The sequence below is a fragment of the Falsiruegeria sp. JB4-1 genome, from assembly GCF_055693495.1.
Genome location: NZ_JBVFTZ010000001.1, coordinates 548,418 through 569,954, shown reverse-complemented (window position 1 = coordinate 569,954; position 21,537 = coordinate 548,418). Strand labels below are relative to the sequence as shown.

The following is a 21,537-nucleotide window of genomic DNA, read 5'->3' as shown; positions in this document are numbered from 1 at the left end:
TCCGGGCTATCACATGTGAACGCGTGCGAACAAGCGCCCCGTATTTGGGAGAATGAATTTGAGAACAATATTTGGACTGTTTGCGCTGTGTTCTTCGGCGTTCTTGTCGGTGCAACAGGCGCAAGCCGTAGAGGGTGGGATTGAGACCTATCTGTTAGGCAGCCGCGACAGCATGTCGGGCGTCTTGCCGCCTCCAGGAACTTATCTCAATAATGATTTCGTATTTTTCAGCGGCACCGCGCCCAGCATGGCCTCAGGCGGGGTGGTTGTGACCGATCCTGATATCGATGTGTTTACATACAAGTTCAATTTCACCCATGTTTTTGACGCGCATTGGGGCAATGCACGGTTGGGCCTAAATGTGAATGTGCCTTACGTTTCGGCAAACGGTCAGTACTCTGGTGAACTCGGCTCGGGTTTTTCCGGTACTCTGAACGACAACGGCGAAAACGCCTTTGGAGATATTGTTTTTACACCGCTCATGAACTGGAGCAAAGGCAAGCTGAACACAACGTTGGCCCTTCAGTTCTTTCTGCCCACCGGACACTATCGGACCACGCAGATCAACGTTGCCAACCGTTCGATTGATGCGCTGAACGCGGGCAAGAACCGATTTGCTTTTGATCCAACCTTGTCGATGACCTGGTTCGATCCTGCGACTGGTTGGGAGTACTCAGGATCCTTTGGCGTGACCTTTAGCGCCAAAAACGAAGCGACCGATTATCAGACCGCGCCCGAGGCGCACTTTGAGGGCACAGTCATGCGGCATTTGCCCAACAAGGTTGCCCTTGGAGTAACCGGTTACGCGTATCACCAGATCGGTGACGACAGCGGCAGCGGCGCGGATGGGATCAAGCAATTGCTTGGGGCGTCAAGCTTAGAGGGGCGGGTTTTTGGGCTGGGACCCATCGTTTCGTGGTCAACCCAGATCGGTCAGACACCTGTGTCCATCAAGGCAAAATACATCAAGGAATTCGGGGCCAAACGCAGATTTGAAAGCGACAAACTCTGGATGACGATTGGACTGGTGTTTTAATGAGACGTGCTCTGGCTCTTGTTCTGTTGACGGCCCTTCCGGCGGCAGCGGTTGCCCAAAAGGACGGCCAGTCACTTGCGAGCCAGGCCAGTGATCCGACCGCGTCTCTGATGTCATTTCAATTCCAGAATTTCTATTCACCGTCCCTGCACAACGCAGGCGGAACGCAGAATGTCGCACAGTTTCGCGCCGCCATTCCATTTCAGTTGGGTGGGGTCAGCAATATCGCACGTCTGACACTTCCCTATGTTTCGCATAGCTCGAACGGCAACACAGGGACCGGGGATGCGACCCTGTTCAATCTGGCGGCATTTGATCGATCCTGGGGCCGTTATGGCATAGGTGTTGTGGCTCTGTTGCCGACGTGCGCTGATGGTGTCAGCGCCGAAAAATGGGGGCTAGGACCGGCCCTTGGTTTCGTGGCGCGGCCCAAATGGGGATTGGTGGGGCTTTTCAATCAAAACATCCTGACTGTTGGAGGCGACAGCACGCGACCGGATGTGAACATTTCGACCCTGCAACCGATCTTTAGCTATGCTCTGGGTCAGGGTTGGTCGGTCGGCAAAACTGTTAGTTCCGAAATGAAGAGCGGCGGATATTTGAAAGAAGGGGTTTGAGATGACCATGCATTTGACTTTGGCAACTGTACTTGCGGTGTCCCTGTCGTTACCCGCGCTGGCGCAGGATACGGCTTCGGCCGACAATGCGGCTGGTGAGCTTAAGGGGCAGCCGTATTCTCCCAATGCTAATCGGGGGTTCCCAACCAAAGTTCTGTTCGGTGATACCCATGTCCATTCCGCATTGTCAGCGGATGCAGGTGGCGGCGGCACGACTTTGATGCCACGAGACATGTACCGCTTTGCCCGGGGCGAGCAGGTGACGTCGAATACCGGAAAGCCCGTCAAGCTTGAGCGGCCTTTCGACTTTTATATGCTGACTGAACACACCGATGGCATGGGGGTGATCACCGATATCAAAAAAGGTGCGCCAAATATTATGGCGGACCCACAAGGCAAAAAGTTTCACGAAGCATTCGCAAAGGGCGGGGAAGAGGCCAAACAGGCCAGTATCGACCTGATCGCGCAATTCAGTCAGGGCACGCTTAGCCAGGCGTTGCTGTATCAACCCGGATCGCCCGGCTATGACAATACATGGCGCGACCTGGTTCAGGCAGCAGAGCAATTCAACGACCCGCACGTCTTTACTGCGATGATCGCGTATGAATGGACCTCATTAACTGCAGGCAACAACCTGCATCGCAATGTGATCTTTCGCGATGGACCCGAAAGGGCGTTGCAAGTGGTTCCCTTCCTGATGGCGCCACCAATGGGCAGCCCGGATCCACGCGATCTGTGGAAATGGATGCAAAGCTATGAGGACAAGACCGGAGGGGACGTGCTGGCGATTCCGCACAATCCGAACCTTAGCAACGGCATCATGTTTGCACTCAACGATACGCTGAACGGCAATGCGCCTTTTGACCGCGAGTATCTGCAAACCCGACAGCAATGGGAAAAGCTGGTCGAGATTGGCCAGACCAAAGGAGACAGCGAAACCCATCCGATGCTGTCCCCGACAGATGAGTTTGCGGACTATGAACGGTGGGATTGGGCAAATCTCGATGTCTCTGAAGCCAAGACGCCTGAGATGCTCGCCACTGAAATGGTGCGCAGTACGCTGAAAAATGGTCTGGTCTTTGAGCAATCCGACGGGATCAACCCCTTCAAGCTGGGCTTTGTCGGTGGTTCAGATATCCACACCGGGTTGACCACGCAGCTCGACAACAACTTCTTTGGCGCCTTCACATGGATGGAGCCGTCGAAAACCCGCGCCAACTCGGTGGCCAAGGGCAATGAGGATTTGGGTATTTCCTATAAGGGTTGGCAATATGCCACTCCGGGTCCGACGGCCGTCTGGGCCACTGAGAACACCCGGGCAGGTATCTTTGACGCGATGGAACGGCGCGAGGTCTATGCGACCACGGGCCCACGCATCACAGTACGGTTCTTTGGCGGAGACTTCGTGGCCGACGACATCAAACACCGCGAGTTGGCACGGATAGGCTATTCAAAAGGTGTCCCGATGGGCGGCGATCTGGCGGGTACCGATGCCCCGTCTTTCCTTGTTTACGCCCTGCGCGATCCGATTGGCGCCAACCTGGACCGCATCCAGATTATCAAGGGCTGGGTTGATGCAAACGGCGAGACCCACGAAAAAGTCCACGACGTGGTTTGGGCCGGTGAGCGCACACCCGGTGATGACGGCAAATTACCAGCCGTCGGAAATACCGTCGATCTGAGCATCCCAAGCTGGACCAATGATATCGGCCGGGCCGAACTGGGAACCGTGTGGACTGATCCAGAATTCGACCCCTCGCAGCACGCATTCTACTATGCCCGTGTCATCGAAATCCCAACGCCACGCTGGACCGCCTATGACGCGGTTCGCTTTGATGTCGACATCCCCGATGGGGTCAAGATGATCACACAAGAGCGCGCCTACACCTCGCCAATTTGGTACACACCAGAAGGATGAAACCAATGAAAGCACTTATTTTTGCAACATCCACATTAGCGCTCTCGACTATGGCATTGGCGGAACCCAACCCGATGCGCAACGCATACTTTGGCGAGACCCATATGCACACGGCACTGTCGCTGGATGCATATATCGGCGGCGCACGATTGATGCCGTCTGACAGCCTGCGCTTTGCCAAGGGCGACCCAGTTCTGGTAAATGGTCGTCACAAGCAATTGTCGCGCCCGCTCGACTTTGCGGCGGTCAGCGATCACGTGGAATATCTGGGTGAAATGTATTCGGCGATATTCCCCGATGCACCGGGATACGAGCAGGAAGATCTGCAGCAATTGCGCAGTTTGGAAACGCTGAAAGACAAACAGGAATGGTTCTACAAGTACGTCATCGCCAACAATCGCAGTGAAAATCCAACCCACCCCCTTTCTATCAGGGGCCTGAGACCACCAAGTCCGGTTGGCGGATCATCATCGACGCTGCCGAGGAACACAATGATCCGGGCAATTTTACAGCTTTGATTGCTTTTGAATGGTCGGCGGCTCCAAACGGCGGCAACATGCATCGCAATGTGATATTCCGGGACAGCACAGTCCCTGATCTCCCGATGTCCAGCTACGATTCCAATAAGGTCGAAGACCTTTGGGATTGGCTGCAAAACGCACAAGACAACGGGTCAACCGTTTTGGCGATCCCGCACAATTCGAACGCGTCCAAGCAGCAGATGTTTCCCGTTCTCACCAGTTTTGGTGAAGCCCCGGACAAGGACTGGGCCAGCACACGACAGGCTTGGGAACCGCTGATCGAAATGATGCAGATCAAGGGCAATTCAGAGGTGCACGAAGCGTTCTGGCAAGCGGATGAGTTCGCCGGTTTCGAAAACGCCAATTCCATCCAGAAGAACTCAAACCGGTATTTCCACAAGCGCGACTTTGTGCGCGAAGGGTTGAAATTGGGATTGGCTGCTCAGCAGGAGCTGGGTGTGAATCCCTATAAATACGGGTTCATCGGCGGTACTGACAATCACAACGGCCTGATGTCGGATGTGGCCGAAGAGGACTTTATCGGTGGTCACGGTCCTGAAGATGGCAGTGTAGATCGACGTCGCAAGGGCGGGGTTGGCGGTTGGATCGACGGGGTCGACCTGTCGATTGGCTCACTTGCCGGTGTCTGGGCCGAGGAAAACACTCGAGCCTCGATCTGGGACGCGATGAAGCGGCGTGAAACCTTTGCGACGTCCGGACCTCGGATCAAAGTGCGAATGTTCGGTGGCTCGAACCTTGGGGGTAATCCCACTGATCCCGTTGCGATGGTGGAAGACGGCTATGAAAACGGCGTGCCAATGGGTGGAGATTTGAGTGGGGACACAGCGCCCACCTTTACCGTCTATGCGCAAAAAGACGCGGACGGGGCCAATCTGGATCGCATCCAGATCATCAAAGGCTGGGTCGATTCAACGGGTGATATCCACGAAGAGATCATCGACGTGGTCTGGTCCGGGGACCGCAAGGTTGGCGCTGATGGCAAGCTTCCATCGGTGGGCAATACTGTCGATCTGACAACCGCGCTGTATACCAACGACATTGGTGCGCCAACACTGATGGGCAGTTGGACCGACCCCAGCTTCGACCCTGAGCAAGGCGCGTTTTACTACGCACGTGCTATTGAAATTCCGACCCCAAGGTGGTCGACATATGATGCCGTTCGTTCTGGCCTTCCTTTGTTGGAAGAAGTCCCCGCTACGATTCAGGAACGCGCCTGGGGTTCGCCGATCTGGTATGCACCCGCTGGATAATCACAGACTTGAACGTTTGTAATAGTTGGGTTTTCAAGTCGTGCGACAAGCCGAAAGCAACGCCGGGTTCAAATCCTGAAGCAGAGGGGTAACCCTTGCCGGTAATGCATTCATCGCAGCATCCAGAGTTTCGATTGGATGTCCGATTTGGGCCGACTGTGCCAAGGAGTCGGCGGCTTACTCATGGGTTTTGCAAAGGTAGCGATCTGCGCATCGCTACCATTCGTATATGGCTCCGCATTCAAGAGCTTGCGCCCAAGTTTCCTTACGCTGCAACGCGCACCACAATCGGGTAAGAGGCGTTCGCAAGATTTTGCTAAGTGCAAGCTTTTGCCGACACCCCGATCGTCAACGATTGACGACCGACGACAAACCATCTCGACCGCCTTCCACCGCCCCCCATTTCCCCCTATGGTCCGCGCATGACCCCGCTTGCCCATATCGTTGCCCTGCCCGTGCGGGCCTACAGGCTGATTTTCAGCCCCTGGGTCGGGTTCAACTGTCGCTATCAGCCGACCTGCTCGGCCTATGCGATGGAGGCGCTGGAAAAGCACGGCGCGATCAAGGGCAGCCTTCTGGCCGCGCGGCGCATCGGGCGGTGTCATCCTTTGGGCGGCGATGGCTATGATCCCGTGCCTGATCCCAAAACACCGGAAAACAACGGTTAACGCCGGTCTTGCTGTATCACCGGTGCACGCCCTGTGCACGTTCGGTGCACGCATGTCACAGGGTAGAATCAGGGGGTAACACCCAGCGCGTTGCCCAAATGTGTTACCGCAACGCGCAGGTCTTGCCCGGTTCAAGCAACTCGGGTAAGCCGCGTGGATGCTTGACGATGACACAGATATCCACCCGCTTTTTGCCGGGGCGCCCTCGACCACCGAGTTCAAAAAGCTACGCAAGCGGATTGTCCGCTATACGCGTGAGGCCATCGAACAATACGGAATGATCGAACGCGGTGCCCGCTGGCTGGTCTGTCTGTCGGGCGGCAAGGACAGCTATACGCTGCTCGCTGTGCTGCATGAATTGCAGTGGCGCGGGCTGTTGCCGGTCGAGATTCTGGCCTGCAATCTGGATCAGGGACAGCCGGGATTTCCCGCGACAGTGCTGCCGGAATTTCTGGAGAAAATGGGCGTTCCCCATCGGATCGAATATCAAGACACTTACTCCGTCGTCATGGACAAGGTGCCTCAGGGACGGACATTCTGTGCGCTATGCTCTCGGTTAAGGCGCGGAAATCTCTACCGAATTGCGCGTGAAGAGGGATGCTCGGCCGTGGTGCTGGGGCATCATCGCGACGATATCCTTGAGACATTTTTCATGAACCTCTTTCACGGCGGGCGTCTTGCGACGATGCCGCCCAAGCTGGTGAATGAAGAGGGGGATCTCTTTGTCTATCGCCCGCTTGCGCATGTGGCGGAAGCCGACTGCGAGAAATTCGCGACCGCGATGAACTATCCCATCATTCCCTGTGATCTCTGTGGCAGTCAGGATGGTTTGCAGCGCCAACAGGTGAAGCAGATTCTGGACGGGTGGGAAAAGAACTCCCCGGTCGCCGTCAGGTTATGTTCCGTGCTCTTATGAATGCGCGCCCGTCGCATCTTTTGGATCCAAAACTGTTCGATTTTGCCGGTCTGATGCGGACAGAAGAAAAAATTACCGAAAATTCCACCGAAATTCCCGTGTTGCGTTAACGTCTAAGTCAGACTGGTTTCCTAGGGTCCGTTGAGTACAACGCCCCAACAAAAGGCCAGACAAAAGACATGCGGATCTCAGGGTTACTGTCTCGACATTTATCGCGCGTCGTACCGGTTTTGTTGGGCCCGCCTTTATTGGCGTTCTTACCGGCCATCACTCTTGGGGCATTTTGGTTCGGCGGTGAACCAGCCTTGATATTCACCTCACTAGCCTTGCCCCTCGCATTTGCATTTGCCGGGGCCTTTGGCAGTTGGCCGGTGAAGCACAGCGCCAACAAAACCCGCTACACCGGATTTACCTCTAAGGACAGTTACGTCGAAGTCCTGAATGAGACTTTTGAACAGTCGAAACTGACTGGCATGAAATCTGCTAACTTCCAAATCGAGATCGACGACTACTCTGATCTGATAAAGCATTATGGCTCTTCGGCCGCTGAGCAGGTTACCGCACGAACTGGTGATCGGATATTGTCTGCGGTTCGAGATCAGGATGCAGTTGCACTGCTTGACAATTGTACTTTTGCAGTTTGTCTATCTCCGGTACCTCAATTAGATCTTGAATTGTGCATCCAACTTGCCGGTCGAATTCAAAGTGCCGCCGAGGATCCAATTTCGATCGATGGCACAGCGGTTTACGTCTCTTGTTCAATTGGGTTCTGCCAGCATTCGCGTATCCCTGGAAACGAAGCATCTGACTGGCTGGAGGCTTCCAAAACCGCCCTACTTGAAGCCAAAGCTAACGGGCCCTCCACTATCCGTGCCTATTCTCCTGACATGCAAAAGCGAACCCAGATAGAAAAAGGCCTACGCGCAGAATTGTCGGCCGCCTTAGGGAATGGTCAGATACAACCTTGGTACCAGCCACAGATTTCCACAGATACCGGCCGAGTTACAGGGTTCGAGGCTCTGGCACGATGGGTTCATCCGGTGCGAGGCGTTCTTACACCTGACAAATTCCTTCCATTGGTTGAACAAGCAGGTCTTCTGGAACGGCTTGGGCAAGTCATGATGTACCATTCCATGACAGCGCTAAAGGCTTGGGACAGCGCAGGGGTCGACGTACCTAGGGTTGGGGTTAATTTTGCGTCTGACGAGTTGCGAAATCCCGAATTGGTCGAAAAGGTCCAATGGGAACTGGATCGATTTGACCTTACGCCTGACCGCCTTTCTGTCGAAATCCTCGAAACCGTGTTCAGCAACACACCTGACGATACGATAACCCGAAATGTCGCCGGATTGGGTGCTTTGGGGTGCCGAATCGATCTGGACGATTTTGGCACTGGACACGCTTCGATTGCATCAATCCGCCGATTTGCGATCTCTCGGATAAAAATCGACAGATCATTCGTGATGAAAGCAGATAGAGATCCTGAACAGCAACGGTTGATCGGAGCGATACTTACCATGGCCGAGCGACTTGAGCTGGAAACGCTTGCAGAAGGTGTCGAGACTGTCGGTGAACACGCATTGCTGGCACAACTCGGATGCGACCACGTTCAAGGGTTCGGGATCGCAAAACCCATGCCATTCGATCAGACCTTAGATTGGATAGCCCTCCACCAAGCAAAATTGCAGGATGCGCCGCAAATTGGGCGCGAAACCGGCTGACTACACCATAATAGGACCTCACCGAGCCTGATTACTCGGGTTTGAAATGCGATTCCGCTTGACCTTTGCACTCGCACTCTGTTGAACCCACCCTGTCTTCAAATGCACAAGGTGGCTGTCCCCGATGGACGATCAGAACAAGAATCTAATTCTGGCAACTGCTCTCAGCTTTCTCGTGATCCTCGTCTGGTTCGTGCTGTTTCCCCCACCAGAACCAACCACGCCTGCAGACGATACTGCGATTACCACACCCGAAAGCTCGGTGGCGAATGTTCCCGCAGCCGCTGATGCAACAGCGACCAACGCGATTGACGCTCAGGCTGAAGACGCCGAGGAAGCGCCACGTATCGATATCGAAACACCTCGACTGACGGGTAGCATTTCCTTGAAAGGCGGACGAATTGACGATCTGTCACTCAAGGACTACCGGGTTTCGATTGAGCCGGGTGCTCCAATTGAAAAGGTTCTCTATCCGCTTGGATCGGATTCTGCTTACTACGCTCTGTATGGATGGGCGCCTGGTACTGGCGTGTCCCCTGAAGATGTTCCCGGTGCCAACACAAACTGGGCGCTGGAAAATGGTACAATTCTGACGGCCGAAACACCGGTCACGCTGATCTGGAATAGCCCCAATGGCCTGACCTTCCGCCGCGAGATTTCTGTTGACGACAACTACATGTTCTCGGTGACACAGTCGGTGACCAACAATTCTGGCGCTACCGCAAGTATGGCCCCCTATGGCATTCTTGCCCGCCATGGTATCGGCGAGGATGCGGATCTGCCCGGCCTAAAGAGCTTCTTTATCCTGCACGAAGGCGTCGTCGGCATGACAGACGGCACACTTGAAGAAATCTCTTACGGCGACGTGCGCGACTTTGATGTTGATCCCAACGAGGGTGCGCAAGCCGAAGTCTTTCAGGTTCAAGAAAATGGTTGGATCGGATTTACAGACCACTATTGGATGACGACGTTGATCCCCGAACCCGGCAGCAAGTTCAAAGCAGCCGCAAAGTACGACGAGCGTCGAAAAATCTACCAGACTGAAACCGTTCTGCCGACCATGTCGGTGGCCGACGGTGCAACTGCCGAAGTTTCCACTCAACTTTTTGCAGGCGCGAAAGAGTGGGAAACCATTCGAAACTATGAGCGCACCGGTATCCAAGGATACATCGACAGCATTGACTGGGGCTGGTTCTTCTTTCTGACGAAGCCAATCTTTTGGTTGCTACACGAGATCAATAAGCTGATCGGCAACATGGGCTGGTCGATCATCGGCCTGACCCTGATCATCAAGGCGATCCTGTTCCCACTGGCCTATAAGTCCTACGTCTCGATGGCGAAGATGAAGGAACTTCAGCCGCAGATGGAGGCCCTGAAAGAAGCCGCTGGCGACGATCGTCAGAAGATGCAGCAGGGCATGATGGAGCTTTATAAGAAGGAAAAGGTAAACCCGGCCGCGGGCTGTCTGCCGATCCTCTTGCAAATCCCGATCTTCTTCTCGTTGTATAAAGTGATTTTTGTCACCATCGAACTGCGACAGGCCCCTTGGTTCGGTCCGTTCCAAGACCTGAGCATGCCTGACCCGACATCGATCATGAATGGCTTTGGCTGGCTGCCCCGGGGTGGTCCAGCACCGGAATCGATCATGGCGCTGGTGTTCATCGGCATCCTGCCGCTACTTCTGGGTATTTCGATGTGGCTGCAACAGAAACTAAACCCAGCGCCCACTGACCCGACCCAGCAGATGATCTTTGCTTGGATGCCGTGGGTGTTCATGTTCATGCTGGGCAGCTTTGCCAGCGGACTGGTGGTTTACTGGATCGCAAACAACACGATCACATTCACGCAACAGTATCTGATCATGCGCACCCAAGGCTATAAACCGGACGTGTTTGGCAACATCAAGTCATCATTCAAGAAGTCGCCGAAACCGGATCAGAAATGACCGGTTTCGTCACCAGCCTCTGGCGGCATCCCATCAAAAGCCACGGTCGAGAGACGGTGCAGCAGGCAACTTTCAGCCCCGGGCAGACCATGCCCGGGGATCGCGTTTGGGCGGTTGCGCATGAGCAGTCCAAGGCCGACGGGTCCAAATGGGTGCCCTGCGCCAATTTCAATCGCGTATCCAAAGTGGCACAGTTGATGGCCATCACGTGCCAGACGCTTAACGACGGGCGCATTGCCCTGTCGCATCCTACATGCCCTGACTTCGAGTTTGACCCCGAAACTGAAACCCAAGCCTTTCTGGACTGGGTCAAGCCTTTGATGCCAACAGATCGCGCAGCGTCGACCCGATTGGTTCGCGTGCCAAATCGCGGCATGACCGACAGTGACTTTCCCTCGGTAACATTGTGCAACATGTCCTCGCACCGCGCGGTAGAGCGCCACATGGGACAGGACCTGTCTATCCACCGATGGCGCGGCAACATCTGGTTTGATCAAGTTCCTGAATGGCAGGAGTTCGACTGGATGGGCCGTGACGTTAAGATCGGCGAGGTTGTGTTTCGGGTCAAAGAACCCACTGACCGTTGCATGTCCACCGCTGCAAACCCTGACACCGGTGTCCGCGACGCCGATACATTGGGCGCATTGTCCCATTGGGGTCATCAGGATTTCTCTGTCCGGGCCGAGGTTGTACAAGGCGGACAACTGTCCGTTGGAGACAAGGTAACTTTGCTATGACACAACTTCCGTTCCCCGAGGTTGAAACTCCTGACACCGCCACCATCGAACGTGGGCGCAAGCTGTTTGCCGGGCAGTCCGAATTTGTAAAAGGCGTTGTCGCCATGTCTGGTCTGCCCCCCGCAGATCGGATTGAGGTGTGTTTTGCGGGCCGGTCAAATGTCGGAAAATCAAGCCTGATCAACGCGCTGACCGGCACCAAGGGCCTGGCGCGCGCGTCAAACACACCCGGCCGCACGCAAGAGATCAACTATTTCACCCAAGGCCCCGAACTCTATCTGGTGGATCTTCCCGGCTATGGCTACGCCAATGCGCCGCTGCCGGTTGTCGAAAAATGGCAACGGCTGCTGAAGCAATACCTCAGCGGTCGTCAGACGCTTCGCCGCGCCTTTGTGCTGATCGACGCGCGCCATGGGGTCAAGCCAGTGGACGATGAGATTATGAAGCTGCTCGACACCAGCGCCGTGACCTTTCAGTGCGTCCTGACCAAGACCGACAAGGTCAAGGCCAAGGACCGCGAACGGATTCTGGCACAGGTACGCGGAGCGCTGTCCAAACACCCCGCGGCCTTCCCCGAGATCATCCTGACCTCGTCCGAAAAGGGTGACGGCATTTCAACCCTGCGATCGGTGATTGCGACACTGGAATGATCTTTGCCCGGTTTGCAGGATTGATGGCTCTGCTCGCGGTGGCGCTGACCAGCGCGATCCCGCAGGGCTGGATGCCTGCAACTGCTGATGACGGTCGGATCTTGCTGGTACTGTGTACCGGTGATGGTCCGGTAGAAACCTGGGTTGACCTGAGTGAGGACGCGCCGGAACACCGGAACAGCGACGAGCGCATGCCCTGCCCCTTTGCCGGGGCATTTGAGGGTGCCATAGAACTTGCCTTTACCGGACCGTTGCCCCTGACCTTCCCGGCGCAAGCCCGTTGGACTCGTGCCGAATTCACGCATCGCTCGGCCGGTTTTCACTGGCGCTACGATGCACGCGGACCGCCCGCACTCTCCTAAACCTTCGAGAACACCCAAACAAACATGATGGCCTGTGCTCACTGCACAAGGCCCGTTCCGGTATGGAGAATTCAATGGCGTTGAACACCAACACCACACCCATGGGCGATACCCAAAACCCTGATAACTTTGCACAAAAATTCTATTTCGCCGCTTGGCGATGGCACTTTTATGCTGGCCTCTTTGTTATCCCGTTCCTGATCATCCTTGCTGTTACCGGCCTGATGATGATGTTCATCACACAATACGACGGCCGTGACGGTGAGAAGATCGCGGTCGAACGAGGCGAGGTCGCCCTACCGGTCTCTGAGCAAGCAAACATCGTGACCACCCATGTGCCGGGTTCGGTGGTTGAATGGATCGGACCAAAATCAGACACCTTGGCCACTGTGTTCCGCGTCAAGGGCGATGCCGGTCAGCGTATGGTCGCTGTAGACCCCTACAGCGGCGCTGTGGTGGACACATGGAACCGGCGTACAGGCTGGTATGATCTGGCCGATAACATCCACTCGACCCTGCTGATTGGCGATGCGGGGGATCGGTTGCTGGAAATCGCGGCGGGCCTAAGCTTGGTTCTGGTCTTTACCGGCCTTTACCTGTGGTGGCCGCGCGGCAATACCATGGCAGCCTTTGTGCCAAACTTGCGCGCTCAGGGCCGTGCCTTGTGGAAATCGCTGCATGCGGTCATCGGTTTCTGGATGTCGGGCCTGCTGGTGGTCTTCCTGATCTCAGGCCTATCCTGGACCGGCATCTGGGGCGGGATGATCGTGCAGCCCTGGAGCAGCTTCCCAGCCGAGAAATGGGACAACGTGCCTCTGTCTGACGACATCCACGCCAGCATGAACCACGGCGCCCAGAACGACGTGCCATGGGCGCTGGAACAGACCCCTATGCCCGCATCCGGCTCGGATGTGGGTGCAACCGGTGTACCCACAGGTCAGACAGTCGACATCGACACTCTGGTCGCGCTTGGACTGTCGCTGGGAATGGAAGGGCGGTTCCGCGTCGCTTTCCCGAACGGTGACAACGGCGTTTGGACCCTGAACCGCGATTCCATGAGCAGTGATTCTGATGAACCCACCACGGATCGGACCGTGCATGTGGACCAATACACCGGAAAGATCCTGGCTGATGTGCGCTATGACGACTATTCGGTGATGGGTAAGGTGATGGCGCTTGGCATCCCGTTCCACATGGGGCTGATGGGCACGTGGAACTTTGTTCTGAATACGTTGTTTTGCCTGTCAGTGATCTTTGTCTGCGTGTCAGGCGTGGTCATGTGGGTCAAACGTCGTCCCTCTCGCGCCGGGCGTCTGGCCGCGCCTCCGCTGCCTGCGGATCTACCGTTCTGGAAAGGGGCCGTTCTGGTCGGGCTGTTTACTTCGATGGCGTTTCCGTTGGTTGGCTTAACATTGCTAGTGGTGTTGACGTTCGACCTGCTGATCTTGGGCAACATCCCGGCAATGAAACGCGCCCTTAGCTAACCCAATACCCTGTCGCGGCGGTGTGTCACCGTCGCGGCGGGCCAATCCGGATCAATCCCAGCTTGGCTTATGACGTCAAAGGCCCTAACACGGTTGCCCAAAGGGACCTTGACGATGAAGAAGCAGAACATGAACCGCGATTGGATTGCGACCGCCGCCACACTCAGCAGTGCCCTACCATACCTACAACGCTATGACGGTGCGATTGTCGTTATCAAGCTTGGCGGGCATGCTATGGGTAGCGACGAAGCGATGGAAAGCTTCGCCCGTGACATCGTTCTGATGCAGCAAGTCGGCGTGAACCCGGTGATCGTGCACGGTGGCGGCCCAATGATCAACGCGATGCTGAAAAAACTGGATATCCAGTCCGAGTTCGTGAACGGCAAACGCGTCACCGACGCAGCCACCGTCGAAGTGGTTGAGATGGTCCTATCCGGCGTCGTCAACAAGCGCATCGTGCAGGCGATCAACGCGCAAGGCGGCACCGCCGTTGGTCTGTCAGGCAAGGACGCCAACCTGATCACCTGCGATCAGACCGACGCCTCGCTTGGTTTTGTCGGCACGCCATCGCAGATGAACCCCAAAATCTTGCATGATCTGTTCGAAAAGGATGTGATCCCGGTGATTGCTCCCTTGGGCGCAGGTCTGGATGGTGAGACTTTCAACATCAACGGCGACACCGCTGCAGGTGCCATCGCCTCGGCCCTGCAAGCCGACCGTCTGCTGTTGCTGACCGATGTGGCCGGTGTAAAGAACGCCGCAGGCGACGTTGTCACCGAACTCACCGCTGATGACGTTGAGGCGATGACCGCAAGCGGCGTAATCGCGGGCGGCATGATTCCCAAGACAGAAACCGCACTAGACGCTGTTCGCAACGGTGTGCGGGCCTGTACTATCGTCGATGGTCGGGTGCAAAACTGTGTTCTGCTGGAGCTGTTCACCGATCACGGTGCAGGCTCGATGATCCGCCCCAACTGACGCACTCGTGTCGCGTTCTGGCTTGCATTACACATATTGCTGCCGGAATGTGATGGGATGGAGCATGAGATCCCCATCCGTTTTGTCGTGTTTGTGTCCCTGTTCGCTGTCTGTGCAATGGCCGAGGCCGCTGTGCCCCGCCGCCCGCGTGCTTTGCCGCGAGCAAGCCGGTGGCGCACCAATCTAAGCATTACCCTTCTGAACACGCTCACCCTGCGCCTGATGGCGGCCATATTGCCCCTGCTCGCGATTGGGGCGGCTTGGGATGCGCAAACACAGGGTTGGGGCCTGTTCAACGCCCTCAACTGGCCAGTGTGGATCGAGTTGATCATTTGCGTGCTCGTTTTGGACTTTGCAATCTGGGCGCAACACCTGATCACCCACAAGGTACCTCTACTTTGGCGACTGCACCGGGTCCATCACGCGGATCGGGACATGGATGTGACAACCGCCGTTCGCTTCCACCCAGTTGAGATCGCTCTGTCGATGCTCCTGAAGATCGGGTTGGTCTATCTGCTGGGGCCGAGTGCATTAGCCGTGCTAGTTTTTGAAATTCTGCTCAACGGGACGGCGTTGTTCAATCATTCTAACTTGAAACTTCCTCTTGCTCTGGATGCCGTGCTGCGTAGGGTTCTGGTGACGCCGGACATGCACCGGGTTCATCATTCGGTGCATCGGCGTGAACATGACAGCAACTATGGGTTCGCCCTGTCGATCTGGGACCGCATGTTCGGCACCTATGTCGCGCAGCCAGAGCAAGGGCATGACCAAATGACAGTGGGACTGGAATGGCAGGACGATTGCCCCGCGCACCTGAGCTGGAGCCTGATGCTCCCCTTTCAGCGCAAGTGAACTATGTCCAAGTTGAGGCGGCGACCCATGCGGCTGGTCTCATCGTCATGGGGGCACAGCACCCACGTGAAAGCGAAGCCAAGCAACTAGACGGTGGAACCCTGATCCTGCTCGGCACAGCGAGTGCGTTTTGGGACAAGTTCGAGACCTCACCTGAGTGGACTGACGAACACCCCCACCCCATCGACAGATGGTCAACCAGGACGGTTCATGGCTTAGCGCAGGATTTGACTGCAACGGCCTATTTCCCTTTTGGCGGCCCGCCCTACACGCCGTTTATCGACTGGGCGCTTAAGTCAGGGCGCACATTTACCAGCCCAGTCGGCGCCTTGGTGCATGACACTGTCGGCATGCTGACCTCATTCCGGGGTGCACTGCATTTTGAGCACGAATTTGACATCCCCACCCCTTCGAACACGTCTCCTTGCTCTGACTGCCCCGCCCCTTGCGCCACCGCCTGCCCGGTCGAAGCCCTGAACGCGCAGTCGTTCTATGACGTCGACAGCTGCCACAACTATCTGAACACCGCAGCCGGACAGACTTGCCTGACCCAAGGCTGCGCCACGCGACTGGCTTGCCCTGTCAGCGCAGGCGCCGGACGCAGCCGAGCACAAACCGCCCATCACATGAGAGCCTTCCATCCATCATGACCTTGACCCTGATCCTGACACGGCACGCAAAATCCAGCTGGGGTGATCCTGGCCTGCCTGATCATGCCCGCCCTCTGAACAAGCGTGGACGCGCTTCCGCCGAGGCGGTCGGGATTTGGCTCAAGAAAAAGGGCGTATTGCCGGATCAGGTGCTCAGCTCTTCGTCGCATCGCACCCGCGAAACCTATCAGCGTATGGCCCTGACGGCGCGTACGACGACGTTTACAGACGATCTGTATCACGCATCTGCGCAGCAAATCCTGAACATGTTGAACCATGCAACTGGGCAGACCGTACTGTTGTTGGGGCACAATCCGGGCATGGCGGAATTTGCCGGTCTGATAGCGCAGGCACCGCCTAATGCCGACCGCTTCCATGACTACCCGACCTGCGCCACCACCATCATGACCTTTGATGCTCCCAAATGGGACGAGGTTGATTGGCACAGCGGGCTCGTTCAGGATTTCATCATTCCACGGCAACTCCTGGAATGAAAAAGGGCGAGGAAATCCCCGCCCTTTTCATGTTCTGACATGTACCCTTAGTGACCTAGGATCTGGCTGAGGAACAGCTTGGTCCGGTCCGACTGTGGGTTGTTAAAGAACTCTTCGGGTTCGTTCTGTTCCACGATCTGACCCGCATCCATAAAGATGACGCGGTTCGCCACCTGACGGGCAAAACCCATCTCGTGCGTCACGCAGAGCATAGTCATGCCTTCTTCGGCGAGCTCGATCATGGTGTCGAGCACCTCTTTGATCATCTCGGGGTCCAGCGCCGATGTCGGTTCATCGAACAACATGATCCGCGGCATCATGCACAGCGAGCGGGCGATCGCCACACGCTGCTGCTGACCACCTGAAAGCATGCCGGGATACTTATCCGCTTGCTCGGGGATCTTGACCTTCTCCAGGAAATGCATCGCACGCTCTTCGGCCTCTTTCTTGGGCGTCTTGCGCACCCAGATCGGGGCCAGTGTGCAGTTTTCCAGGATTGTCAGATGCGGGAACAGGTTAAAGTGCTGGAACACCATCCCAACCTCGGACCGGATCTTGTCGATGTTCTTCAGGTCATTCGACAGCTCGGTGCCGTCCACAACGATCTTGCCCTGTTGGTGCTCTTCCAAAGCATTCAGGCAGCGGATCAGGGTGGACTTACCCGAACCCGACGGGCCCGCGATAACAATCCGCTCGCCCCGATTGACGGTCAAGTTGATGTCGCGCAGCACGTGAAACGACCCGTACCACTTGTTCATGTTGTTGATTTCGATGGCGACTTCGTCGCTCACCTGCATTTTCGTGCGATCAATCTCGCGGTCAGACATAAGTTCAGACATCGTTTGAACTCCTTAATGGTGGTCGGTGGCGAGACGACGCTCGAGCCACTGTGAGTATTGAGAAATGCCGTAACAGACGACAAAGAAGACCAGTGCAGCAAAGCCCCAGAGTTCCCAATAGACGCCGTTCCATTCGGTTGACGCAAGGATGGGCCCACGGATCATGCCGACCAGATCGAACATCGAGATAACCGAGACAAGTGTGGTGTCCTTGAACAGCCCCACCGCCACGTTCACGATACCCGGGATCGAGATCTTCATTGCCTGCGGCAGGATGATCAGTCGCATGGCCTGAGGGTAGTCCAGACCAAGACTGTCTGCGGCCTCATACTGCCCACGGGGCAAGGCTGCGAGACCACCACGGATCACCTCTGCGATATAAGCAGACGAGAACATTGTGATCATGATCACCACACGCAGGAACAGGTCAACTGTGCTTTCCGGCGGGAAGAAATAGGCCAGCATCACCGAAGCGACGAACAGCAGCGTAATCAGAGGCACGCCGCGAACGAATTCGATGAAGACAACACTGATCCATTTTATCAACGGCATGCTCGACTGTCGGCCAAGGGCCAGTGCAATGCCCAAAGGCAAAGACAGCGACACACAGGTCAAGCCAAGCATCATGTTGAGCATATAGCCCCCCAGATCCCGGCTTGGCACGGCGGTAAGCATAGCGTTTTCCGAAGCTCCTTCAGGGATCAGCCAGCTACCCACTTGCCAGACAACCAGAGCAGCCACGATGCCCCCAAAGAAACCAGCTGCAAAGCTGCTCTTGCCAGCCTTCTGAAAGACGAAGCCACCCGCAACACAGCCAAGCAGCGCAACCAGGGGCACCAGGATAGTCCCGCCCCAGATCAGCCAGAAGGCCACAAACGGATACACGGCCGTAATGATCAATAGCTTACGCGGTAGATCAAAGAACAGCACCGGAGCCAACGCAGCCAGCATCAATACAAAGGCAACGTTCGGGCGCCAGTAAGCATCCACAGGATATTTGAACCCATAGATCAACTGCGGCCAACGTTCGGTCAAAACCGCAAAACAGGCTCCTGTCTTGCCCGCCAAGATCTCGCGACATTCCGCCAGAGAATTTGCGTTCCACACCCCGTTCAGGATCCACGGCAGCGTGTTTTTCAACAGCAGATAAATCAGGATCAACGCCAAGATGGTCAGGATCGAGTTTGTAACGCCGGAAAACAAGTTGTCACGCAGCCACTTGACCACCCCTGTTTCATTCGCCGGTGGCGGAGATTCAGGGATGTTTCCATCAGCAACAAAAGCGACGGAGTTGGTTGTTTGATCAGCCATGGCTCAGCGCTCCTTCAGCTTGACGGAAGAGTTGTAGATGTTCATCACCGTCGAGATCGTCAGCGATGCCGTCAGATAGAACAACATCAACAGCAGAACGCATTCAATGGCCCGACCGGTCTGGTTCAGCGTAATGCCACCCAGGGTCGCCGTGATGTCCGCATACCCCACCGCAATCGCCAGCGACGAGTTTTTGGTGATGTTCAGGTACTGCGAAATCAACGGTGGAATGATCACCCGCAACGCTTGCGGCAGGACAACAAGATTCATGATCCGTCCTTGACGCAAACCAAGGGCAGCGGCTGCTTCGGTCTGTCCTTTTGAAATCGCCTGAATACCCGCACGCACGTTTTCCGCGATGAAGGCACCAGTATAGATCGACAACGCGAACCAAAGTGCAATCAATGGCCCACCGACTTTGATACCACCTTTGAAGTTAAAGCCTTTGAGAGCAGGCACATCCCAAGCTAGGCCCATGATGAGCATCAACAGGGCAAAAGGGACAAACCAGATCGCCAACTTAAGCAACAGCGTCTTAGGGCGTTCACCGGTCTCTTCCTGTTTTTGATTTGCCCAGGTCGTGACACGGCCTGACACGAACCATGATAGAAAAATCCAGCCAGAACCAGTCCCCAGTTCATTGCGGCAGAAGCAAACAGGCCGTTTTCAAACCAAGGCATCGGGATATAGACACCCCGGTTGGTGAAGGCAAAGAGGTCCAGAAACATACTGGATGTCGCATCATCGCCCCGGAAAGCTCTTGGCCCCGGCATCACAGCCGTCATGATCGTGAAGATGATGATGATCCAAATCAGAATTGGAATATTCCGAAAGATCTCGACATAAATCGCCATCAATTTGGCCACCAGCCAATTGTTGGACAGGCGTAGAACGCCCGCAATCACGCCAAATACGGTTGCGGTGATACAGGCAAGAAAGGCCACAAGAAGCGTGTTTAGAACACCAACAAGTGCTGCGCGCGCGTGCGAAGACTGGCTATCATAGTCGATCAGTCGCTGGTTGATGTCATAACCGGCGGGATCGCCGAGGAAACTATAAGAAATGTTCAGCCCTGCGGCACGCAGGTTCTGGATTAGGTTGTTGCCCAGATACCAGATGCACAGCGCAAGAACGATGGCTGCAATGACCTGGAATGTCAGTGAACGATACCTCGTATCGTTGAACAACATGGACAACCGAAAACCAGCATTAGGTGGGTCGGTCAAAGTTGACATATTATGGGGTCCCCGTGGCTTGCGATACCTGTTGGTCCCGTCGGGGTTGGCCCCGCTCCGCAACAGTCCGCAGCATTATTGTGGATACGAAGAGGGCGCGAGAATTCTCGCGCCCTTTCGTTTGGTGTATTAGCGGAACGGCGGCGAGTACAGCAGGCCGCCTTCGGTCCACTGAGCGTTCAGGCCGCGTGCCAGACCGATGGGGGTTTCTTCGCCGATGTTCTGAGCAAAGATCTCACCGTAGTTACCACCGGCTGCGATCGCGCGCTTGGACCACTCAGCGTCCAGACCCAGCATCTCGCCCAGGGTACCTTCGGTGCCCAGGATACGGTTGATTTCCGGGTTGTTGGTGCTGGCTGCCATCTCACCGATGTTTGCCGAAGTGATACCCAGCTCTTCGGCCGAGATCAGCGCGTTCAGAGTCCAGCGAACAACATCGCCCCACTCGTGGTCACCGTGACGAACCAGCGGACCCAGAGGCTCTTTCGAGATGATCTCGGGCAGCAGGACGTGATCACCGGGATTCTCGAAGGTGGCACGTGTCGCGGCCAGGCCCGAGGCGTCGGTGGTGTAAACATCACATGCGCCAGCCAGATACTGCTGCTGCGCTTCAGCGTTGGTTTCGATCGGAACCGGCTCGTAGCTGATGTTGTTCGAGCGGAAGAAGTCCGCCAGGTTCAGCTCGGTTGTGGTGCCGGTCTGGATGCAGACGGTCGCGCCGTCCAGTTCCTTAGCCGACGAAACGCCCAGTTCCTTGGGAACCATGAAGCCCTGACCGTCGTAGTAGTTCACACCAGTGAATTCGAACTTCAGGTCCACGTCGCGCGAGAAGGTCCATGTGGTGTTACGAGCCAGCATGTCGATCTCACCCGAAGCCAGCGCGGTAAAGCGTGTCTTACCGGTGGTCGGCACGAACTCGACTGCGCTGGCATCACCCAGAACAGCGGCCGCAACGGCGCGGCACACAGCCACGTCAAAACCTTTCCATTCCCCATTTGCATCCGGCGCCGCAAAGCCAACCAGACCTGTGGTCACGCCACAGTTCAGTTTGCCGCGTGCCTTGACGTCATCCATCGTGCCCGCTGCTGCAGCAGCTGCTGCCAGACCGGCGACGGTGAACGCGCCCAAAAATACGGTTTTTTTCATTTTTACCTCTTCCTGATTTTCCACCCCTTTGTGGGGCGGTTCGACCGGCATGAGTTTGTGCCGGAACGTTTACCAAAAGGGATCTCCCCTTTAGTGGGGCCAAGTTTGGGCGCAATCATCAACAAACGTCAAGAGTAGGATCATAGAAATCAATGATCTGACGGCTTCAGCTGACCTTGCGTCATG

At 55.9% G+C, this 21,537-nt stretch carries 19 protein-coding genes and 2 pseudogenes; 17 read left to right on the top strand and 4 right to left on the bottom strand.

Going from position 1 to position 21,537, the window contains the following annotated elements:
• The first annotated feature begins 58 nt into the window (after window positions 1–58).
• From ACZ1HE_RS02865 to ACZ1HE_RS02785, 17 genes and pseudogenes are all read left to right on the top strand, one after another.
• On the top strand, window positions 59–1,036 hold the full coding sequence (locus ACZ1HE_RS02865; RefSeq protein WP_472619467.1) for a SphA family protein: 978 nt from the start codon (window positions 59–61) through the stop codon (window positions 1,034–1,036).
• A complete protein-coding gene (locus ACZ1HE_RS02860) occupies window positions 1,036–1,653 on the top strand; it encodes a hypothetical protein (RefSeq protein ID WP_472619466.1) in 618 nt (205 codons plus the stop codon). Before ACZ1HE_RS02865 ends, ACZ1HE_RS02860 begins: the two co-directional genes overlap by 1 nt.
• Before the next feature lies 1 nt (window position 1,654).
• Entirely contained in the window at window positions 1,655–3,571 is a 1,917-nt protein-coding gene (locus ACZ1HE_RS02855) for a DUF3604 domain-containing protein (protein WP_472619465.1), read from the top strand.
• Between the two features lie 5 nt (window positions 3,572–3,576).
• Window positions 3,577–4,089 carry a DUF3604 domain-containing protein gene (locus ACZ1HE_RS02850; protein WP_472619464.1) on the top strand — a complete coding sequence of 171 codons (513 nt, stop codon included), beginning with the start codon at window positions 3,577–3,579 and terminating at the stop codon, window positions 4,087–4,089.
• A complete protein-coding gene (locus ACZ1HE_RS02845; protein WP_472624327.1) occupies window positions 4,035–5,363 on the top strand; it encodes a DUF3604 domain-containing protein in 1,329 nt (442 codons plus the stop codon). Before ACZ1HE_RS02850 ends, ACZ1HE_RS02845 begins: the two co-directional genes overlap by 55 nt.
• Before the next feature lie 422 nt (window positions 5,364–5,785).
• Window positions 5,786–6,031 carry a membrane protein insertion efficiency factor YidD gene (gene yidD, locus ACZ1HE_RS02840; protein ID WP_472619463.1) on the top strand — a complete coding sequence of 82 codons (246 nt, stop codon included), beginning with the start codon at window positions 5,786–5,788 and terminating at the stop codon, window positions 6,029–6,031.
• A gap of 157 nt (window positions 6,032–6,188) precedes the next feature.
• Window positions 6,189–7,057, top strand: a pseudogene (ttcA, locus tag ACZ1HE_RS02835) (tRNA 2-thiocytidine(32) synthetase TtcA).
• A 69-nt stretch (window positions 7,058–7,126) separates the two neighbouring features.
• Window positions 7,127–8,668 (top strand): putative bifunctional diguanylate cyclase/phosphodiesterase, encoded by a 1,542-nt coding sequence (locus tag ACZ1HE_RS02830; protein WP_472619462.1) that lies wholly within the window; start codon window positions 7,127–7,129, stop codon window positions 8,666–8,668.
• A 124-nt stretch (window positions 8,669–8,792) separates the two neighbouring features.
• Window positions 8,793–10,613: a membrane protein insertase YidC gene (gene yidC / locus ACZ1HE_RS02825; protein WP_472619461.1), complete on the top strand. Its 1,821-nt coding sequence runs from the start codon at window positions 8,793–8,795 to the stop codon at window positions 10,611–10,613.
• Window positions 10,610–11,350: an MOSC domain-containing protein gene (locus ACZ1HE_RS02820; RefSeq protein WP_472619460.1), complete on the top strand. Its 741-nt coding sequence runs from the start codon at window positions 10,610–10,612 to the stop codon at window positions 11,348–11,350. The genes yidC and ACZ1HE_RS02820 overlap by 4 nt, the downstream gene beginning before the upstream one ends.
• Window positions 11,347–12,000 carry a ribosome biogenesis GTP-binding protein YihA/YsxC gene (gene yihA / locus ACZ1HE_RS02815; RefSeq protein ID WP_085794113.1) on the top strand — a complete coding sequence of 218 codons (654 nt, stop codon included), beginning with the start codon at window positions 11,347–11,349 and terminating at the stop codon, window positions 11,998–12,000. The genes ACZ1HE_RS02820 and yihA overlap by 4 nt, the downstream gene beginning before the upstream one ends.
• Window positions 12,001–12,023: 23 nt before the next feature.
• Window positions 12,024–12,362, top strand: a complete 339-nt coding sequence (locus ACZ1HE_RS02810; RefSeq protein ID WP_472619459.1) for a DUF2946 domain-containing protein — start codon at window positions 12,024–12,026, stop codon at window positions 12,360–12,362.
• Between the two features lie 74 nt (window positions 12,363–12,436).
• Window positions 12,437–13,846 carry a PepSY-associated TM helix domain-containing protein gene (locus ACZ1HE_RS02805; protein ID WP_472619458.1) on the top strand — a complete coding sequence of 470 codons (1,410 nt, stop codon included), beginning with the start codon at window positions 12,437–12,439 and terminating at the stop codon, window positions 13,844–13,846.
• A gap of 114 nt (window positions 13,847–13,960) precedes the next feature.
• Window positions 13,961–14,824, top strand: a complete 864-nt coding sequence (gene argB / locus ACZ1HE_RS02800; RefSeq protein ID WP_472619457.1) for an acetylglutamate kinase — start codon at window positions 13,961–13,963, stop codon at window positions 14,822–14,824.
• A 57-nt stretch (window positions 14,825–14,881) separates the two neighbouring features.
• The gene (locus ACZ1HE_RS02795) at window positions 14,882–15,676 is read left to right on the top strand and encodes a sterol desaturase family protein (protein WP_472619456.1); all 795 of its coding nucleotides are present in this window, start codon (window positions 14,882–14,884) and stop codon (window positions 15,674–15,676) included.
• The gene (locus tag ACZ1HE_RS02790; RefSeq protein ID WP_472619455.1) at window positions 15,673–16,326 is read left to right on the top strand and encodes a ferredoxin; all 654 of its coding nucleotides are present in this window, start codon (window positions 15,673–15,675) and stop codon (window positions 16,324–16,326) included. The genes ACZ1HE_RS02795 and ACZ1HE_RS02790 overlap by 4 nt, the downstream gene beginning before the upstream one ends.
• Entirely contained in the window at window positions 16,323–16,820 is a 498-nt protein-coding gene (locus ACZ1HE_RS02785) for a SixA phosphatase family protein (protein ID WP_472619454.1), read from the top strand. Before ACZ1HE_RS02790 ends, ACZ1HE_RS02785 begins: the two co-directional genes overlap by 4 nt.
• A 47-nt stretch (window positions 16,821–16,867) precedes the next feature.
• Here ACZ1HE_RS02785 and ACZ1HE_RS02780 read toward each other — a convergent pair whose 3' ends face one another.
• The 4 genes and pseudogenes from ACZ1HE_RS02780 to ACZ1HE_RS02765 form a co-directional block, all read right to left on the bottom strand.
• Window positions 16,868–17,659 (bottom strand): amino acid ABC transporter ATP-binding protein, encoded by a 792-nt coding sequence (locus ACZ1HE_RS02780; protein ID WP_472619453.1) that lies wholly within the window; start codon window positions 17,657–17,659, stop codon window positions 16,868–16,870.
• Between the two features lie 12 nt (window positions 17,660–17,671).
• Window positions 17,672–18,970, bottom strand: coding sequence for an amino acid ABC transporter permease (locus ACZ1HE_RS02775; protein ID WP_472619452.1), 1,299 nt, complete (start codon window positions 18,968–18,970; stop codon window positions 17,672–17,674).
• A gap of 3 nt (window positions 18,971–18,973) precedes the next feature.
• Window positions 18,974–20,205 (bottom strand): annotated as a pseudogene (locus ACZ1HE_RS02770) (amino acid ABC transporter permease).
• Window positions 20,206–20,334: 129 nt separating this feature from the next.
• Complete coding sequence (locus ACZ1HE_RS02765) at window positions 20,335–21,351, bottom strand: amino acid ABC transporter substrate-binding protein (protein ID WP_472619451.1); 1,017 nt, start codon at window positions 21,349–21,351, stop codon at window positions 20,335–20,337.
• Between the last annotated feature and the right edge of the window lie 186 nt (window positions 21,352–21,537).

What these genes read in the sequence shown, in the direction of transcription:
- ACZ1HE_RS02765 (WP_472619451.1), bottom strand. Translation starts at nt 21,351, where the DNA reads ATGAAAAAAACCGTATTTTTGGGCGCGTTCACCGTCGCCGGTCTGGCA.
- yidC (WP_472619461.1), top strand. Translation starts at nt 8,793, where the DNA reads ATGGACGATCAGAACAAGAATCTAATTCTGGCAACTGCTCTCAGCTTT.
- yihA (WP_085794113.1), top strand. Translation starts at nt 11,347, where the DNA reads ATGACACAACTTCCGTTCCCCGAGGTTGAAACTCCTGACACCGCCACC.
- ACZ1HE_RS02780 (WP_472619453.1), bottom strand. Translation starts at nt 17,659, where the DNA reads ATGTCTGAACTTATGTCTGACCGCGAGATTGATCGCACGAAAATGCAG.
- yidD (WP_472619463.1), top strand. Translation starts at nt 5,786, where the DNA reads ATGACCCCGCTTGCCCATATCGTTGCCCTGCCCGTGCGGGCCTACAGG.
- ACZ1HE_RS02775 (WP_472619452.1), bottom strand. Translation starts at nt 18,970, where the DNA reads ATGGCTGATCAAACAACCAACTCCGTCGCTTTTGTTGCTGATGGAAAC.
- ACZ1HE_RS02805 (WP_472619458.1), top strand. Translation starts at nt 12,437, where the DNA reads ATGGCGTTGAACACCAACACCACACCCATGGGCGATACCCAAAACCCT.
- ACZ1HE_RS02785 (WP_472619454.1), top strand. Translation starts at nt 16,323, where the DNA reads ATGACCTTGACCCTGATCCTGACACGGCACGCAAAATCCAGCTGGGGT.
- ACZ1HE_RS02855 (WP_472619465.1), top strand. Translation starts at nt 1,655, where the DNA reads ATGACCATGCATTTGACTTTGGCAACTGTACTTGCGGTGTCCCTGTCG.
- ACZ1HE_RS02860 (WP_472619466.1), top strand. Translation starts at nt 1,036, where the DNA reads ATGAGACGTGCTCTGGCTCTTGTTCTGTTGACGGCCCTTCCGGCGGCA.
- ACZ1HE_RS02810 (WP_472619459.1), top strand. Translation starts at nt 12,024, where the DNA reads ATGGCTCTGCTCGCGGTGGCGCTGACCAGCGCGATCCCGCAGGGCTGG.
- ACZ1HE_RS02795 (WP_472619456.1), top strand. Translation starts at nt 14,882, where the DNA reads ATGGAGCATGAGATCCCCATCCGTTTTGTCGTGTTTGTGTCCCTGTTC.
- ACZ1HE_RS02850 (WP_472619464.1), top strand. Translation starts at nt 3,577, where the DNA reads ATGAAAGCACTTATTTTTGCAACATCCACATTAGCGCTCTCGACTATG.
- ACZ1HE_RS02820 (WP_472619460.1), top strand. Translation starts at nt 10,610, where the DNA reads ATGACCGGTTTCGTCACCAGCCTCTGGCGGCATCCCATCAAAAGCCAC.
- ACZ1HE_RS02830 (WP_472619462.1), top strand. Translation starts at nt 7,127, where the DNA reads ATGCGGATCTCAGGGTTACTGTCTCGACATTTATCGCGCGTCGTACCG.
- argB (WP_472619457.1), top strand. Translation starts at nt 13,961, where the DNA reads ATGAAGAAGCAGAACATGAACCGCGATTGGATTGCGACCGCCGCCACA.